The organism is Flavobacterium plurextorum, from assembly GCF_024638035.1.
In the GTDB taxonomy this organism is placed as follows: Bacteria; Bacteroidota; Bacteroidia; order Flavobacteriales; family Flavobacteriaceae; genus Flavobacterium; species Flavobacterium plurextorum.
Genome location: NZ_CP100442.1, coordinates 5,550,567 through 5,566,816 on the forward strand (window position 1 = coordinate 5,550,567; position 16,250 = coordinate 5,566,816).

A 16,250-nucleotide genomic window follows, 5' to 3' on the forward strand; every position below is an offset into this window, starting at 1 on the left:
TTATAAGAATGCTTTCCCAAATACGATCTTATCTAAAATTTCTTTGGAATTCTAAAAACGAACATGGTGTTCACTCGCCTTTCGTTTTTAGTCTTCTAACAAAATGTTTCTATGATAAGAAACCTAAACCAGAATATAAAATTCTAAAAAATTACAGAAAGTCACTTCTTGAAAACAAAAATTTCATTGAAGTAACTGATTTTGGTGCAGGTTCAAAAGTCTTTAAATCTAATAAAAGACAGATTTGTAAAATTGCATCAACGGCAGGAATTTCTCCAAAACGTGCCGAATTACTCTTTAGAGTGACTAATTATTTCAAACCAAATAACATTCTTGAAATAGGAACTTCATTAGGTTTAGCAACTTCAGCTTTAGCTCTTGGATCCCAAAGTCTCGGAACAAAAGCAAAAGTTACTACTATTGAAGGATGTGCACAAACGGGAAATATTGCAAAAAATCAATTAGAAAAATTTGATTGCAAAAACGTTGAAAACATAATTTCTGAATTTGAATCTTTTTTAATTTCTGAAAATCTATCCCAAAACTTCGGAACTAAAATTTACGATCTAATTTACTTTGACGGTAATCATTCTAAAAAAGCAACTTTAGCTTATTTTGAACTTTTACTGCCGACAATCGACAACGATTCGGTTTGGATTTTTGATGACATTCATTGGTCTCAAGAAATGGAAGAAGCTTGGGAAATCATAAAAAATCACCCAAAAGTAAAAGTTACGATCGATACTTTTCAATGGGGATTTGTATTTTTTAGATATGAACAGGAAAAAGAACATTTTGTAATTAGAGTTAATTAGTAAAAACATCATCAGGTATTCCCTTTTTAAATAATTCCTTATACTCAATCATATCAGTAGAATTTGTAATAGGGTAATTAAAAAGAAGGAAGCTGTTTTCAGGAAAGTTTTCTTCGTAAATTATTAAGTAATTTAAAGTAGTATCTGGCTTTATTTCTGGAATTTCAACAAAATCATTTTCAATAACACTATTTGATATCAATTCCTCATTTACTACATATTTGAAATCTACTTTCCCTGTTTGTCTCCTTCCTTTCCCCGAATGATAATATATAATTTTCCCTTCTGCTAAAGCATAGTTTTCTTTTATTTTTACAACAAAATGAGTTTGAATTAACGCTAAAAAAAATAGTGAAACCGCAACAAATAGAGAAACAAAAATCCCTAGTAAACCTGCAAACTCAAAACTCGAAAATCCTTTAAAAAAAAAAACACAACCGGAAAAGCACAATTGTAATTAGCAAAATAATTATAATTTCAAAATAGATATTTAAACCTAAAAAAAACTCCATATGTATTAGTTTATGATACTAAAGTAAAATTATTTTATAAATATGTATCAAAACAGACAAAAAAAGACAATCAGAAATGATTGTCTTTTTTTACTAACTCATTTTTTTTTAAAAGCTTATTTTTTAGCTGCAGCAGTTTCTTCAGACTTCGCTCCTATTCTGTTTACTGTATACATTGGTGCAAATTTAAGTTTCAATCCGGCGATTTTTCTGTTATCTTCAGCGGTAAGACCTTCTTTTTCAACTGTATTTTTACGGCTATCAAGTGCCTCATACATAAGTTTAACTTCATCCCAATCTTCTCTTGAATACTTATCTTTGTTATTTTCAACTGTATGAACAAATTGCTGGTAAACACTATGAATGTTTTTAGCATTTACCCAATCAAAATTCATATCATCACCAATCTTGCCTTCACCAAATAAGGCATTTCGTAATTGTTGTTTTGGGCTTGGACTTGGAGCAAAAAGGACAGTCATCTTATTTCTAAACTCTTCATACTTTACTTTACTCGTATTTATTTTCTCCGTTGCCGCAGTATTGTCTTTAATATCTGCTAAAGCCATTTGAGCTTCTTCAGCTCTTTTATCATATTCAGTTTCTACACCTTTCCAATTTTCTTTCAAATCATCAGCAGTTACATTTTTAACTGAATCGACATAAGCCACATAAGAATCAATCGTTTTTTGAGCCTTTTCTTGTTTCTCATCTTTACACGACGTAAAAATCAACGCAATAAATGCAATTCCTGAAACTAATTGTATATTTTTCATAATTCTGATTATTTAAGATTACATAACAAATATAGTTATAACCTTAAGCGTTTTATTACATAATTATCACTTTTGTAGCAATAAAAACAATATAATTCAGTAAAACTCAAAAAACATGATAATTACACAATAACAACTCAAAATGATATAACAGCATTTTCAATTCTAATTTTATATTATGCAAACAAGCACAAAAACTTAAATCAATATAAAAAACTACAATTTGTAACATAATTCAATTTAAAACTACTTATCGTTTATTGAAAAGTGTTTTGTACTTTTAAATCCAAAAATTGTAAAACGAAATGGCAAATCCATTAATTAAAATAACCGACATAAAACGAAATTTTGTTCTAGGTAATGAAATTGTATATGTTTTAAAAGGAATTAATTTAGAAATCAACAAAGGAGAATATGTTGCATTAATGGGGCCTTCGGGATCTGGAAAATCAACTTTAATGAATTTATTAGGTTGTTTAGATACGCCAACTTCTGGACGATACATTTTAAACGGAAAAGATGTCAGCCAGATGAAGGATGATGAATTGGCAGGAATTAGAAACAAAGAAATTGGTTTTGTTTTTCAAACCTTTAATCTTTTACCAAGAACAACGGCGTTAGACAATGTTGCATTACCAATGATTTATGCCGGACATTCAAAATCAGAACGAAATGCGAGAGCAGTCGAAGTATTAACGCAGGTTAATCTGGCAGATAGAATGGATCACCAGCCAAATCAGCTTTCTGGAGGTCAGCGTCAGCGTGTTGCTATTGCTCGAGCTTTGGTTAACAAACCTTCTATTATTTTGGCCGATGAGCCAACAGGAAACTTAGACAGTAAAACTTCGGTAGAAATTATGAAGCTTTTTGGCGATATTCATGCACAAGGAAATACAGTAATTCTGGTAACTCACGAAGAAGATATTGCTGCTTATGCACATCGAGTTATTCGTTTAAGAGACGGATTAATTGAAAGTGATACGACGAAATAATTTTATAATTCAAATAGTTTAACCGTTTATTTGGTTAATTATTTAACTGCAAAAGGAAAAACTCAGCATATTTAAAAAAAATGAAAGTATATACAAAAACAGGCGACAAAGGAACCACGGCTCTTTTTGGAGGCACACGAGTTCCTAAAGATCATATCAGGATTGACAGTTACGGAACTGTTGATGAATTAAATTCTTACATTGGATTAATTCGCGATCAAGAGATGGATTCTCATTATAAAACTATTCTAATAGAAATTCAAGATCGATTATTTACTGTTGGAGCAATATTAGCAACTCCACAAGAAAAAGAGGTTTTAAAAAACGGCGAGCTTCGTTTAAAAAACTTAGGTATTATTGATTCTGATATTGAATTACTTGAAAACGAAATTGACAAAATGGAGGAAAGTTTACCGCCAATGACTCATTTTGTTTTACCGGGCGGTCATCCCACCGTGTCACATTGTCATATAGCACGCTGCATTTGCCGCCGAGCAGAACGTTTGGCAGTGCATTTAAGCCATAATGAACACGTTCCTGAAGTAGCAATCAAGTACTTAAACCGACTTTCTGACTACCTTTTTGTCTTGGCACGAAAGTTGTCCTCAGACTTAAAAGCGGAGGAAGTGAAATGGATACCTCGCAAGTAAAATTTTAGATTTTAGAGCTCTGTTTTTAGATTTTTTTCAATGTATCAATCTAAAATCAACAATCTAAAATCTGCAATTTAGAAGACGTTCTTAAATTTTATTAAAATAAATCAAAATTTACTTGTCTTTTTCAGTAAAAAATTTATTTTTGCACAAACTAAACAGATAACAGATGTATTGGACATTAGAATTAGCATCTTATTTAAGTGATGCGCCATGGCCTGCTAACAAAGACGAACTTATTGACTACGCTATTAGAGCTGGTGCTCCATTAGAAGTAGTTGAAAACCTTCAATCAATCGAAGACGAAGGCGAGATATATGAATCAATGGAAGAAATTTGGCCTGATTATCCAACAGACGAAGATTATCTTTGGAATGAGGATGAATATTAAAAAATAAACCAAAGGAAAAAGTCTCATCACCGAGGCTTTTTTTTTGGTTCAAATACACAACATATAATAAAGAAATACTAATAAATTATGAGTTTCATAAACAGCATCATCAAGGTCTTTGTAGGTGATAAATCTCAAAAAGATGTCAAAGCTTTACAACCTTATTTAAACAAAATTAAAACATTCGAAACCAGCTTAATGGCTTTATCTCACGATGACCTAAGAGCTAGAACTGTATATTTTAAAGATAGAATTAAAGAAGCCAGAGCAGATAAAGATGCTAAAATTGCTTCGCTTAAAGCTGAAGTTGAAAACATCGAAGACATCGACAAAAGAGAAGATCTTTATGATGCAATAGACAGTCTTGAAAAAGAAGCTTATGAAATTTCTGAAAAAACTTTATTAGAAATTCTTCCAGAAGCATTTTCTGTAGTTAAGGAAACAGCACGTCGTTTTAAAGACAACTCATTTATTGAAGTTACTGCTACTCCAAAAGACAGAGAATTTTCGGCTTCAAAAACTTATGTTACTATTGAAGGTGACAAAGCTACTTGGGCTAACAAATGGAATGCTGCAGGTAAAGAAATTACTTGGGACATGATTCATTATGATGTTCAGTTAATTGGAGGAATGGTTCTGCACGAAGGTAAAGTTGCCGAAATGCAAACTGGTGAAGGTAAAACTTTGGTAGCTACACTTCCTTTATACTTAAACGCTTTGACAGGAAACGGAGTTCACTTAGTAACAGTGAATGACTACTTAGCAAAACGTGACAGCACATGGAAAGCGCCTTTATTCGAATTTCACGGTTTAACTGTTGACTGTATCGATAATCACCAGCCAAGTACTGAGCAAAGAAAAAAAGCATACGATGCCGATATCACTTACGGAACTAATAATGAATTTGGTTTTGACTACTTAAGAGATAACATGGCTCATTCGCCTAGCGACTTAGTTCAAAGAAAACACAATTATGCTATTGTCGACGAGGTCGATTCTGTATTAATTGATGATGCAAGAACACCGCTTATTATTTCAGGACCAGTTCCTCAGGGAGATCGTCATGAATTTAACGAGTTGAAACCAAAAATCGAAAACCTAGTTGCACAACAACGTCAATTAGCAAATGGTTTCTTGGCAGAAGCTAAAAAATTAATCAAAGAAGGAAATACTAAAGAAGGCGGATTCTTATTATTAAGAGCTTACAGAAGTTTACCTAAAAATAAAGCATTAATTAAATTTTTGAGTGAAGAAGGAATCAAACAATTACTTCAAAAAACTGAAAATCAATATATGCAAGATAACAATCGCGAAATGCATAAAGTGGATGAGGCTTTATACTTTGTGATTGAAGAAAAAAATAATCAGGTAGAATTGACAGATAACGGTATTAAATACCTTTCTGGAGATACTGATGCAGATTTCTTCGTTTTACCAGACATTGGTACAGAAATCGCTGCTATCGAAAAACAAAAATTAGATAAAGACGCTGAAGCTGAAGCTAAAGAAAGATTATTTCAAGATTTCGGAGTAAAAAGCGAGCGTATCCATACCCTTACACAACTTTTAAAAGCATATGCTTTATTCGAAAAAGATGTAGAATATGTGATCATGGACAACAAAATTATGATTGTCGATGAGCAAACAGGTCGTATTATGGATGGTCGTCGTTATTCCGATGGATTACACCAAGCGATTGAAGCTAAAGAAAATGTGAAAATTGAAGCTGCAACTCAAACTTTTGCAACCGTTACATTACAGAATTATTTCAGAATGTACAGCAAATTGGGTGGTATGACAGGTACAGCAGTAACAGAAGCTGGAGAGTTATGGCAGATTTACAAATTGGATGTTGTTGAAATTCCAACCAACCGTCCAATTGCTAGAATTGACAAAGAAGATTATATCTACAAAACAACAAGAGAGAAATTCAACGCTGTTATCGAAGACGTTACTGAATTATCAAACGCTGGAAGACCAGTTTTGATTGGAACAACTTCTGTAGAGATCTCTGAATTATTAAGTCGAATGTTGAAAATGAGAGGCGTTACACACAACGTTTTGAATGCTAAAATGCACAAGCAAGAAGCACAAATCGTTGAAGAAGCTGGTAAAGCCGGCGTTGTAACCATTGCGACAAACATGGCTGGTCGTGGTACCGATATTAAATTATCTCCAGAAGTAAAAGCTGCAGGAGGTTTAGCAATCGTTGGTACAGAGCGTCATGATTCTCGTCGTGTAGACAGACAGTTACGTGGTCGTGCTGGTCGTCAAGGAGATCCAGGAAGTTCTCAATTTTATGTTTCTCTAGAAGATAACTTAATGCGTTTATTTGGTTCTGAAAGAGTCGCTAAAGTTATGGACAGAATGGGACTTCAAGAAGGTGAAGTTATCCAACATTCGATGATGACTAAATCTATTGAGCGTGCTCAGAAAAAAGTAGAAGAAAACAACTTTGGTGTTCGTAAACGTTTATTAGAATATGATGACGTAATGAACTCACAACGTGAAGTAGTTTACAAACGTCGTCGTCACGCATTGTTTGGTGAGCGTTTAAAACTGGATATTGCAAATATGCTTTACGATACGTGCGAACTAATTGTAAGTAATAATAAAGTAACAAACGATTTCAAAAATTTCGATTTTGATTTAATCCGTTACTTCGGAATTACTTCTCCGATCTCAGAAGCTGATTTTACAAAATTATCAGATATTGAAATTACAGGAAAAGTATACAAAGAAGCACTTGCTTTCTATACTGAAAAAACAGAAAGAAGCGCAAGAGAAGCTTTCCCAATTATTAAAGGAGTTTACGAAGAACCAAACAACCATTTTGAAAGAATCGTAGTTCCATTTACTGACGGAATCAAAACGCTTAATGTTGTTACAGACTTAAAGAAAGCATACGATAGCCAAGGAGCTCAGTTAATTGCTGATTTTGAGAAAAACATCACACTTTCGATTGTTGATGAAGCTTGGAAAAAACACTTACGTAAAATGGACGAATTGAAACAATCTGTTCAATTGGCTGTTCACGAACAAAAAGATCCATTGCTTATCTACAAATTAGAAGCTTTCAACTTGTTTAGAGGAATGTTGGACAACGTTAACAAAGAAGTTATTTCATTCTTATTTAAAGGAGATTTACCTGCGCAAAACGTTCCTGAAATTCACGAAGCAAGCGAAGTACGTCAAAAAGAAAATTTACAATTAAGTAAAGACGAAATTGTAAACAGCGAAGAAATTAATCGCGAAGCTGGAGAAACACAACAACGTCAGGTTACAGAAACCATTGTTAGAGAGATGCCAAAAATCAATCGTAATGACAATGTAACTATTCAAGAAGTTGCAACTGGTAAAACAGAAACAATGAAATATAAAAAAGCAGAAACTCTTTTAGCTTCAGGAGCTTGGGTTATTGTTAAAGAATAATTTTTATTTCAAATTACATATTAAACCCGACAAGTTTTAAAAAACTTGTCGGGTTTATCATTTAAAAGAATCTTCAGCTGTTTGCAGAATCAGCTTCAAAAGTTAGGGATTAGACAATCTGAATAAGAAAAAAAGATCAAGAACAATTAATTTAATCTTATTTCGGATATAGCCCGCGGTTTCAACCGTGGAAGCGTTTGGGATAAGCGTTGTGTGCATTGTAACATGAATTTTGATATGCGTTATGCCCCAGAGATTGAAACCACTGGCTGTATTTTCTAATAAGATCTGCTAATAAATTATGGACAAAAATCTAAATTATCCTTAATCAAAAATGTTCTTATATCACTTATATGTTTTTAAAATAAAAAGGCATCGCTTGAATATTTTTTTTGAAAAAATTTAAAATAAGTTCTTTCCAAAACGAATTAAATGTATTTTTGCATTCGAAACAACGAAATCAAACCTTGAAGAATATCTTCATCATATTACTTTCCGGTATACTTTTACTGCCATCTTTTGGCAATTTCTTTGTTTATACTAATTTCAAACTAAATCAGGAAGAAATTGTAAAAACCATTTGTGTACAGCGTAAACAAGTTTTCAATACCTGTAACGGTCGATGCGAGCTTCAAAAAAGTTTGAAAAAATACGCCGATAACGAGAAAAAAATGGAAAACAATCTTAAAGAAAAATCAGAGATTGTTTATATTCAAAATACAATTACAGCACCTTACAACTTAATTGTGCCTATTAAAACTAAAACACAAAACTTTTCTGTTTTAGACAAAAAACCTGTTTCGGTTTCGAACACTTCGTTTCGTCCGCCATCCTATTTTATATAATTTTTTAAATCTACTTTCAATTCTACAATTGAAATCATTTTTATTGCCCAAAAGCAATGAAACGTGCTTACGCACATCTCAAATTTTAATTATATAAAACTCATAAAATGAAAAATACTTTATACAGAGCTTTAGCTATTGTAACACTATCTATATCTTTATTTTCTTGTTCAAGCGACGATAACAACGAAACGATTACTGGAAACGGAAAAATCACTTTAAAATTTGACAATGCATTTGGAGCAAACGATCTAATTTTAAACACACAAGGAAACACAACTTCTAACAATGAAGTATTAAAAATCAGTCTTGTAAAATATATTGTCAGCAATGTTGTTTTTACAAAAGCTGATGGAACCACTTTTACATACCCAAAAAGCAAAAGCTACTTTATTGCAGATGAATCTACTGCTGCCGGACAGCAATTTCAACTTGCTGATATTCCTGCTGGAGACTATACAAAAGTAAAATTCGGAATTGGAGTTGATGAAGAACAATGGAAATTAGGCGCTGCTGGACAAGGTGATTTCTTAGCAAAAGCTGATGCTGCGGGAATGATGTGGTCTTGGGCTGCTGGATATAAATTTTTAGCGCTTGAAGGCACATTTACTTCACCAACAGTTACAACTGCCACTCCGTTTATGATTCACACCGGAAAAACGGGAACAGATTATAACTATACTGAAGTGACTCTGGATCTTCCAACAAAAGCTTTAGTTCGTACGAACATTACTCCTGCCGTACACATTATTACAGATCTTTCGAAAATTATCGACGGGAAAAACAAAATCAAACTTTCTGACAACAACATGGGCGGAATGGGCGCGATGATTATGGGCGGTGCTAATTTGCCATTAATTACTCAAAACATCTCTGCAATGTTTCGAGTAGATCACGTACATAACGACTAAACTTATTTTCAGGAGCACAAAAGTTAGGGTTTAACAGACCACTCGTCCCGCCATCCGTTAAATCTTTCACGGCATCCCGATCCCGAAGCTTCGGGACGGGACCGCCGTAAAAGGATATCACTTCTGTCAGGGCTAAAAAACATCTTTTGTGCTTCTTAAAACCCAAAAATCATGTTGAAAATAAAATATTTTCTTTATCTGATTATTCCATTACTATCGAGCTGTTCAGATCAAGATGACGAATATATAAATGTACCGCTAGAATTTAAAGTTCCATCAAACTTTCCAGATCTTGCTTATAATATTGCTTTAAATCCACCAACAGAAAAAGGATTTGAACTAGGAAAAAAATTATTTTATGATGGTCGTTTAGCATCTGACGGAGTAGTTTCCTGCGGTTTTTGTCACATACAAGCAAATGCCTTTACGCATCACGGACATACTGTAAGTCATGGTGTAGACAATGCTCAAGGAACACGAAACACACCTTCAATTCAAAATCTAGGTTTCCAAACTACTTTTATGTATGATGGTGCAGCTGATCATCTAGATTTACAGCCGTTGATTCCGCTTAAAAGTGTGATCGAAATGAATGGTGATTTGAATGCGATTCTAAAAATGATGAAAGCCGATAAAGAATATCAAAAACTATTTGGGCAGGCTTTTGATGATGGTGCCATTACAACCGAAAATATGTTGAAAGCCCTTTCGCAATTTATGGTTATGGTGGTTTCATCAAATTCAAAATTTGACAAATACAGACGAAATGAATCTGGCGGAACTTTGACTTCTAATGAATTGGCAGGTTACGACTTATTCAAATCAAAATGTGCTTCATGTCATGCAACAGATTTACAGACTGACAATTCATTTCGAAACAATGGCTTAGCTGTAAATCCTGCCGTTAATGATGTTGGACGTTATAGAGTAACAGAACTGACAAATGATTATTACAAATTTAAAGTACCGAGTTTACGAAATGTAGAAGTTTCTGCTCCTTATATGCATGATGGGCGATTTGGAACTCTTGAAGGCGTTTTGGATCATTATGCGAGCGGAATTGAAGATTCTCCAACTTTAGATCCAATTTTAAAACAAAACGGAAAATTTGGAATTGCACTTTCTGCAACTGAAAAAACACAAATAATAGCTTTTCTGAAAACGTTAACTGACAATCAATATTTAACAGATAAACGTTTCTCAGAATATTAAAAAATATTTCCATAAAAACAGGCGCCCTAGCCCCGATTGCAGTGGAAAGCCTTTTTGAAAAAAGATCAAATTTTTCTTGAGTTTATGAAGCGACCAACGGAAGCTTTATAAACTTTTAGAAAAATGAGATTTTGAAAAAAGCTTGAAACGAAAAGCGGGATAAGCTCCTAAAAACAATAAAAATGAAAAAATTAATAATAGTTTGCACTTTCTTGGTTGGATTTTCAGCCTTTAGTTCTACTGTAAAAGACAGTATTTCGACATTCACCTTTCAGCGTTTGGCACTTATGGAAGATTTTGACTGTGATGCCTGCGGTTGTTCTGCAAGCGGAGGAAGTATGGGTTTTAGCTCAATGTTGAATAACAATTTTGTTGGACTTCGATATTTTAAACAAAGCTATACAAGCCGTGACGGTATTTTTGCCAATTCGCCTTGGATAGACGAAAATTTCAATACTGTTCAAGCCTGGGCAAGGATTCCGATTTCAGAGAAAATTCAGGTTTCCGCTTTAATTCCCTATCATTTTCACGAACGAGCATTAACTGCCGGAACGCAAAGTATTGAAGGTTTAGGCGACATGACTGTTATGGGACTTTACACCGTTTATGAAACTCAAAAAGACAGTACGGTTTTTACTCATAAACTAAATCTTGGTGGTGGAGTTAAGATTCCGACTGGACAATTTAAAGAGATTAATAATTTAGGAACGATAAATCAGAGTTTTCAATTAGGAACAGGAAGCTGGGATTTTCCTTTGGTTTCAGAATATGTTATCAAACATAAAAATCTAGGTCTGAACACTACTTTGAATTATATTTTTAAAACTGAAAACAGTAAAAATTATCAATACGGCGACCAGTTTAATTATGCTGGTACTTTTTTCTATTTGTTTGATGCAAATAAATTTCAAATTGTTCCGCAGGCAGGACTTGCAGGCGAAGTTTACCAAACTAATAAACAACACGGACTTGATTTACCAAATACGGCAGGAGATATTTTGTTTGGAAAATTTGGCATTGAAGCCGGAAAAGATAAATTTTCGATTGGCGTAAATGCCATGTTACCGATTAATCAAAATTTATCGAATGGTAATATGGAGGCTAATTATCGCTGGAGTATTAATTTGAATTATACTTTGTAAAAAGGCTCAAAGCTGCAAAAACACAAAGCCGCAAAGGTTTTTAGCTACGAATTACACAAATTTTTATAACATTTTAATTAGTGAAAATTCGTGTAATTCGTGGCAAACTTTTATCTTGGATTCTCTTCGTAATAACGTGCCTCAATTCTCTTAATATCTTTGATAGAGTTTTTTGCCCATGAAAGACGTTTTTCTAAAATCTCTTCTTCAGACAATTGCCAGTTGATATCTGAATTTCTTAATCTGTTAGTCAAGTTTTGAATAATGATTGCAGCCGAAACAGAAATATTCAAACTCTCGGTAAAACCAACCATCGGGATTTTAAGGAAACCATCGGCTTTCTCTAATATTTCTTCAGATAATCCATCTCGTTCTGTCCCAAAAAATAAAGCACTTGGTTTTGTAATATCAAAATCCTCAAGCAAGCAATCATTTTCATGCGGAGTAGTTGCAATGATTTGATAACCTTGATTTTTTAAAGTCGAAATACAATTACCGACAGAATCAAACTGATTAATATCTACCCATTTTTGAGCGCCCATCGCAATTTCCTTGTCGATTTTTTTTCCATATCGCTGTTCAATAACATTTAGTTCCTGAATTCCAAAAACTTCACAACTGCGCATTACAGCACTTGTGTTATGCATTTGAAAAACATCTTCGACAGCAATAGTAAAATGTTTAGTACGATTTCCAAGTACGTTTAGAAATCTTTCTTTACGATTATCCGTTAATATATTTTCAAGAAAAGCGAGGTAATCTAAATCAACCATTATAATTTTATTTGCTGCAAAAATACATTTTAAAGAATAGTCGAATTAGTTTTATTCTATTTTTTACTAAAAATGCCGTCTAAAACTTGATAAAAAACAGCTTCACCAAATGTTTTATTATCCTTTTCGTCAGGAAAAATAGGCTCTGGTTTTATATTACTCATTTCTTTTTTCAGTAATAACCTTGTATTTACCAAAGAGTAATATTTTCCTGCTTCAATTTTTGTTGGAGTAAATCCAGGTTTCGGATTATAAATTGAAAATGGAGCAGAAGAATTATAATACTTCTGAAATTGGACCGCTAATGGAGTTTCTTTTAAGAATGAAAATGCCATTAAATCATCATTTTCACTAAATAAATTTTTATTTTTAGAAACTGATTGTCCAAAAAAAGAAATGCTCACTAAAAAAAATCCAATTAAAAATAGTCTTTTCATCTGATAAAAATAAAGTATAAAAGTAAGAAAAAACTATTTTTATAATCAAACCAAAAGATAAATTCTATTTTGCGAAAAAATAGATCGAAAATAATTAATGATATGAAAAAGAAACTTGTAGTATTAACTGGTGCTGGAATAAGTGCCGAAAGCGGTATTAAAACCTTTCGAGACAGCGATGGTTTATGGGAAGGCCACGACGTTATGGAAGTTGCAACTCCCGAAGGCTGGCACAAAAACCAAGATTTAGTATTGGATTTTTACAACAAAAGGCGCCAACAGCTTAAGGAAGTGAATCCGAATTTAGGTCATCAGATTTTAGCTGAATTAGAAAAAGATTTTGATGTTTATATTGTTACTCAAAATGTAGATGATTTGCATGAACGCGCTGGAAGCTCAAAAGTTTTGCATTTACATGGAGAATTATTAAAAGTAAGAAGCACAAAAAATCGCGAATTAATTCTAGACTGGACTAATGATTTACTTACTGGTGATCTTGATAAAAACGGTCATCAGTTGAGACCGCATATTGTTTGGTTTGGTGAAGAAGTTCCTGCGCTTGAAGAAGCCATTTCGATTGTCGAACAAGCTGATTATTTGGCCGTAATTGGAACTTCTCTTCAAGTGTATCCTGCGGCTGGATTAATTTCATATACGTACAGCATTACTCCGGTTTTCTATATAGATCCTAAACCAATTTCGATTCCTAATATTCAGAACAAAGTTGAAGTTATCGCTAAAACTGCGACTGAAGGAGTTGCAGAAATGAGAAAGAAATTATTCGAATTGGAAAAAATATCATGATTGTAGAAAATCTTTTACAGCAACTATCGCAAATAGGTTTCTGGACACAATTACTAATTTTTACACTAGAAAACGGTATTTTGTTGTTGATGGCTATTTTAATTGGAAAAGTAATCGAACCCAAAAATACTGTTTTAAGTATAAAAGATCGAAAATGGGTTATTTCGAGTTTGATTTGCAATATATTAATTACTGCTTTAGGGTTTAAACTGTATCAATTGCAAATAATTCGAATTGATTTTTCGCCCTCTTTAACTTCCGCTGTAATCGATACTCTTGTGCTCATTATTTTGATGGACTTTTTTATGTTTTGCTTTCATTATCTAGCACATACTCTAAAATGGTTTTATCCAATTCACAAATTGCATCATACACACATAAAGACCAATGTTTATAGTTTATTTGTGCTTCATCCTATAGAAACTCTCGGATTTGGTTTTATATGGCTTATTCTCATTTCTATTTTTCAATTTAATTACATCAGTATGATAGTTTATCTGTTCTTAAATTTGATGTATGGAATATTTGGTCATTTAGAAAAAGATCTATTTCCTGCATTTTGGCACAAAAGCTTAATCACAAAATGGATTTCTACAACAAAATTTCACGCTGATCATCATAAAAATGAAGCTCATAATTTTGGTTTTTACTTTACCATTTGGGATAAAATTTTCAAAACTAATATTTAACACGGTACGTATAATTACTTTTAACACTTAGAAACATAGGTTTTGCGGTCAAAAATTAGGCGTTTCACTTTTTTAAAACACACATAACTGCCTTATGTGAAAGAAACATGTTGCTTTTTATTTCCTTTTTTTTGGTTATAAATTCTATGTTTCTATGTGTTAAACTATTCTTTTTTGCAATTATACCCAATGGATTAATTATTTAATTTGAAAGTTCCTATATAATAACGCTTCGGTAATTTTCAGAAGTTTTAACAATAGCTTATATTTGCACCTTTCGAAAAACAACATAACAATGACTACTTTAAACGAACTGAATGCTATATCGCCAATTGATGGAAGATATAGAAATAAAACTCAAAATTTAGCACCTTTTTTCTCAGAAGAAGCTTTGATAAAATATCGCGTATTGGTTGAAATTGAATATTTCATTGCCTTATGCGAAGTGCCTTTACCTCAGCTTTCAGACATAGACTCTAGTTTATTTGACAACTTAAGAGATATTTACAAAAAATTCTCTACTGAAGATGCGCTTTGGATTAAAGAAACTGAGAAAGTAACCAATCACGATGTAAAAGCGGTTGAATACTTTATTAAAGATGCATTTGAAAAATTAGGTTTGTCTAAATACAAAGAGTTTATTCACTTCGGACTGACATCACAAGATATTAACAACACTGCAATTCCGCTTTCTACAAAAGAAGCATTCGAGCAAGTTTACATGCCGTCTCTAATTAGTTTAATTTCTAAACTAAAAGAGTTAAGTGTAGAATGGGCTGCCGTTCCAATGTTGGCACGCACGCACGGACAACCAGCTTCACCTACACGTTTAGGAAAAGAAATTTTGGTTTTTGTAGAGCGTTTAGAAGAGCAAATGCGTTTGTTATTTAATATTCCATTTGCTGCTAAATTTGGTGGAGCAACAGGAAACTTCAATGCACATCATGTAGCATATCCACAGATTGACTGGAAAAAATTCGGAAATAAATTTGTAGAAACAGATCTAGGTTTACACCATTCTTTTCCAACAACACAAATTGAGCATTACGATCATTTTGCAGCATTCTTTGATGGTTTAAAAAGAATCAACAACATCATTATTGACTTAGATCGTGACATTTGGACTTATGTTTCAATGGAATATTTTAAGCAAAAAATAAAAGCAGGTGAAATTGGTTCATCAGCAATGCCGCATAAAGTAAATCCAATTGATTTTGAAAACTCAGAAGGAAACTTAGGAATTGCAAACGCTATTTTTGAGCATTTAGCAGCTAAATTACCTATTTCAAGATTACAGCGCGATTTAACTGACAGTACCGTTTTACGTAATGTTGGAGTTCCAATAGGACACACGATTATTGCTTTTGAAGCTACTCTAAAAGGTTTAAACAAATTATTATTAAACGAAGGTAAATTTGCTGAAGACTTAGAGAAAAACTGGGCTGTAGTTGCAGAAGCAATTCAAACTATTTTACGTCGCGAAGCATATCCAAATCCATACGAAGCATTAAAAGGGTTAACAAGAACAAATGAAGCCATTGATAAAAATGCAATACACAATTTCATTGCAACTTTAGAAGTTTCTGATGCTGTTCGAGCTGAATTAATGCAGATAACGCCTAGTAATTACGTAGGAATTTAAATAAAACCTAAAATATTTTCTAAAAAAAAGCTATCTTTATCGAGATAGCTTTTTTTTTAACACAGGAAGTTAATCCAGATTCAAACAAAAATCCTTTTGTCGAAAAAATTTCGTTTTTTTTCACTCCTGTTAAATGGCTGACGAAAGCACCAGGAACCAATTTAAAAGGGCTATTTGAGTAAACAGCTTAAATATAAAATCTGACTAAGCTCCTTAAAACAAAAATA

The 16,250-nt window shown here is 32.8% G+C and carries 16 protein-coding genes; 12 read left to right on the plus strand and 4 right to left on the minus strand.

Annotated features, from left to right (window positions below; translation table 11 throughout):
- The first annotated feature begins 8 nt into the window (after positions 1 to 8).
- Positions 9 to 815: an O-methyltransferase gene (locus NLG42_RS24080; RefSeq protein WP_257682644.1), complete on the plus strand. Its 807-nt coding sequence runs from the start codon at positions 9 to 11 to the stop codon at positions 813 to 815.
- On the opposite strand, the gene NLG42_RS24085 is transcribed toward NLG42_RS24080, so the two are convergent.
- A complete protein-coding gene (locus tag NLG42_RS24085) occupies positions 808 to 1,266 on the minus strand; it encodes a hypothetical protein (protein ID WP_099719510.1) in 459 nt (152 codons plus the stop codon). The two genes, NLG42_RS24080 and NLG42_RS24085, sit on opposite strands and share 8 nt — an antisense overlap.
- 177 nt (positions 1,267 to 1,443) lie before the next feature.
- Positions 1,444 to 2,100, minus strand: coding sequence for a DUF6565 domain-containing protein (locus NLG42_RS24090; RefSeq protein ID WP_257682645.1), 657 nt, complete (start codon positions 2,098 to 2,100; stop codon positions 1,444 to 1,446).
- A 305-nt stretch (positions 2,101 to 2,405) separates the two neighbouring features.
- Between NLG42_RS24090 and NLG42_RS24095 the strand changes: the two genes are divergently transcribed.
- The 8 genes from NLG42_RS24095 (at position 2,406) to NLG42_RS24130 (ending at position 11,678) form a co-directional block, all read left to right on the plus strand.
- Entirely contained in the window at positions 2,406 to 3,092 is a 687-nt protein-coding gene (locus tag NLG42_RS24095) for an ABC transporter ATP-binding protein (RefSeq protein WP_089056257.1), read from the plus strand.
- A gap of 80 nt (positions 3,093 to 3,172) precedes the next feature.
- Positions 3,173 to 3,742, plus strand: a complete 570-nt coding sequence (locus NLG42_RS24100; RefSeq protein ID WP_089052917.1) for a cob(I)yrinic acid a,c-diamide adenosyltransferase — start codon at positions 3,173 to 3,175, stop codon at positions 3,740 to 3,742.
- Positions 3,743 to 3,914: 172 nt separating this feature from the next.
- Positions 3,915 to 4,136, plus strand: a complete 222-nt coding sequence (locus tag NLG42_RS24105; protein ID WP_007138072.1) for a DUF2795 domain-containing protein — start codon at positions 3,915 to 3,917, stop codon at positions 4,134 to 4,136.
- Between the two features lie 87 nt (positions 4,137 to 4,223).
- Positions 4,224 to 7,568 (plus strand): preprotein translocase subunit SecA, encoded by a 3,345-nt coding sequence (gene secA, locus NLG42_RS24110; RefSeq protein WP_089056258.1) that lies wholly within the window; start codon positions 4,224 to 4,226, stop codon positions 7,566 to 7,568.
- A gap of 392 nt (positions 7,569 to 7,960) precedes the next feature.
- Positions 7,961 to 8,413, plus strand: coding sequence for a hypothetical protein (locus NLG42_RS24115; RefSeq protein ID WP_257682646.1), 453 nt, complete (start codon positions 7,961 to 7,963; stop codon positions 8,411 to 8,413).
- A 107-nt stretch (positions 8,414 to 8,520) separates the two neighbouring features.
- Positions 8,521 to 9,324 (plus strand): MbnP family protein, encoded by an 804-nt coding sequence (locus NLG42_RS24120; RefSeq protein WP_099719638.1) that lies wholly within the window; start codon positions 8,521 to 8,523, stop codon positions 9,322 to 9,324.
- A gap of 171 nt (positions 9,325 to 9,495) precedes the next feature.
- Positions 9,496 to 10,536, plus strand: a complete 1,041-nt coding sequence (locus NLG42_RS24125; protein ID WP_257682647.1) for a cytochrome-c peroxidase — start codon at positions 9,496 to 9,498, stop codon at positions 10,534 to 10,536.
- 182 nt (positions 10,537 to 10,718) lie between these two features.
- On the plus strand, positions 10,719 to 11,678 hold the full coding sequence (locus NLG42_RS24130) for a transporter (protein ID WP_257682648.1): 960 nt from the start codon (positions 10,719 to 10,721) through the stop codon (positions 11,676 to 11,678).
- A 110-nt stretch (positions 11,679 to 11,788) separates the two neighbouring features.
- Here NLG42_RS24130 and NLG42_RS24135 read toward each other — a convergent pair whose 3' ends face one another.
- Positions 11,789 to 12,451, minus strand: a complete 663-nt coding sequence (locus NLG42_RS24135) for a TrmH family RNA methyltransferase (RefSeq protein WP_257682649.1) — start codon at positions 12,449 to 12,451, stop codon at positions 11,789 to 11,791.
- A 56-nt stretch (positions 12,452 to 12,507) separates the two neighbouring features.
- Positions 12,508 to 12,888: a hypothetical protein gene (locus NLG42_RS24140; RefSeq protein ID WP_089056262.1), complete on the minus strand. Its 381-nt coding sequence runs from the start codon at positions 12,886 to 12,888 to the stop codon at positions 12,508 to 12,510.
- Positions 12,889 to 12,990: 102 nt separating this feature from the next.
- Here NLG42_RS24140 and NLG42_RS24145 point away from each other — a divergent pair, with 102 nt between their 5' ends.
- The 3 genes from NLG42_RS24145 (at position 12,991) to purB (ending at position 16,023) form a co-directional block, all read left to right on the plus strand.
- The gene (locus tag NLG42_RS24145; RefSeq protein WP_257682650.1) at positions 12,991 to 13,692 is read left to right on the plus strand and encodes an SIR2 family NAD-dependent protein deacylase; all 702 of its coding nucleotides are present in this window, start codon (positions 12,991 to 12,993) and stop codon (positions 13,690 to 13,692) included.
- The gene (locus tag NLG42_RS24150; RefSeq protein WP_257682651.1) at positions 13,689 to 14,381 is read left to right on the plus strand and encodes a sterol desaturase family protein; all 693 of its coding nucleotides are present in this window, start codon (positions 13,689 to 13,691) and stop codon (positions 14,379 to 14,381) included. Before NLG42_RS24145 ends, NLG42_RS24150 begins: the two co-directional genes overlap by 4 nt.
- Positions 14,382 to 14,676: 295 nt before the next feature.
- The gene (gene purB / locus NLG42_RS24155) at positions 14,677 to 16,023 is read left to right on the plus strand and encodes an adenylosuccinate lyase (RefSeq protein ID WP_257682652.1); all 1,347 of its coding nucleotides are present in this window, start codon (positions 14,677 to 14,679) and stop codon (positions 16,021 to 16,023) included.
- Positions 16,024 to 16,250 lie beyond the last annotated feature (227 nt).

Bases quoted from the DNA above. Each gene is read 5' to 3' on its own strand.
- NLG42_RS24140 (WP_089056262.1), bottom strand. From the start codon at position 12,888: ATGAAAAGACTATTTTTAATTGGATTTTTTTTAGTGAGCATTTCTTTT.
- NLG42_RS24145 (WP_257682650.1), top strand. From the start codon at position 12,991: ATGAAAAAGAAACTTGTAGTATTAACTGGTGCTGGAATAAGTGCCGAA.
- NLG42_RS24125 (WP_257682647.1), top strand. From the start codon at position 9,496: ATGTTGAAAATAAAATATTTTCTTTATCTGATTATTCCATTACTATCG.
- NLG42_RS24120 (WP_099719638.1), top strand. From the start codon at position 8,521: ATGAAAAATACTTTATACAGAGCTTTAGCTATTGTAACACTATCTATA.
- NLG42_RS24150 (WP_257682651.1), top strand. From the start codon at position 13,689: ATGATTGTAGAAAATCTTTTACAGCAACTATCGCAAATAGGTTTCTGG.
- NLG42_RS24130 (WP_257682648.1), top strand. From the start codon at position 10,719: ATGAAAAAATTAATAATAGTTTGCACTTTCTTGGTTGGATTTTCAGCC.
- NLG42_RS24135 (WP_257682649.1), bottom strand. From the start codon at position 12,451: ATGGTTGATTTAGATTACCTCGCTTTTCTTGAAAATATATTAACGGAT.
- NLG42_RS24095 (WP_089056257.1), top strand. From the start codon at position 2,406: ATGGCAAATCCATTAATTAAAATAACCGACATAAAACGAAATTTTGTT.
- secA (WP_089056258.1), top strand. From the start codon at position 4,224: ATGAGTTTCATAAACAGCATCATCAAGGTCTTTGTAGGTGATAAATCT.
- NLG42_RS24100 (WP_089052917.1), top strand. From the start codon at position 3,173: ATGAAAGTATATACAAAAACAGGCGACAAAGGAACCACGGCTCTTTTT.
- purB (WP_257682652.1), top strand. From the start codon at position 14,677: ATGACTACTTTAAACGAACTGAATGCTATATCGCCAATTGATGGAAGA.
- NLG42_RS24105 (WP_007138072.1), top strand. From the start codon at position 3,915: ATGTATTGGACATTAGAATTAGCATCTTATTTAAGTGATGCGCCATGG.
- NLG42_RS24090 (WP_257682645.1), bottom strand. From the start codon at position 2,100: ATGAAAAATATACAATTAGTTTCAGGAATTGCATTTATTGCGTTGATT.
- NLG42_RS24080 (WP_257682644.1), top strand. From the start codon at position 9: ATGCTTTCCCAAATACGATCTTATCTAAAATTTCTTTGGAATTCTAAA.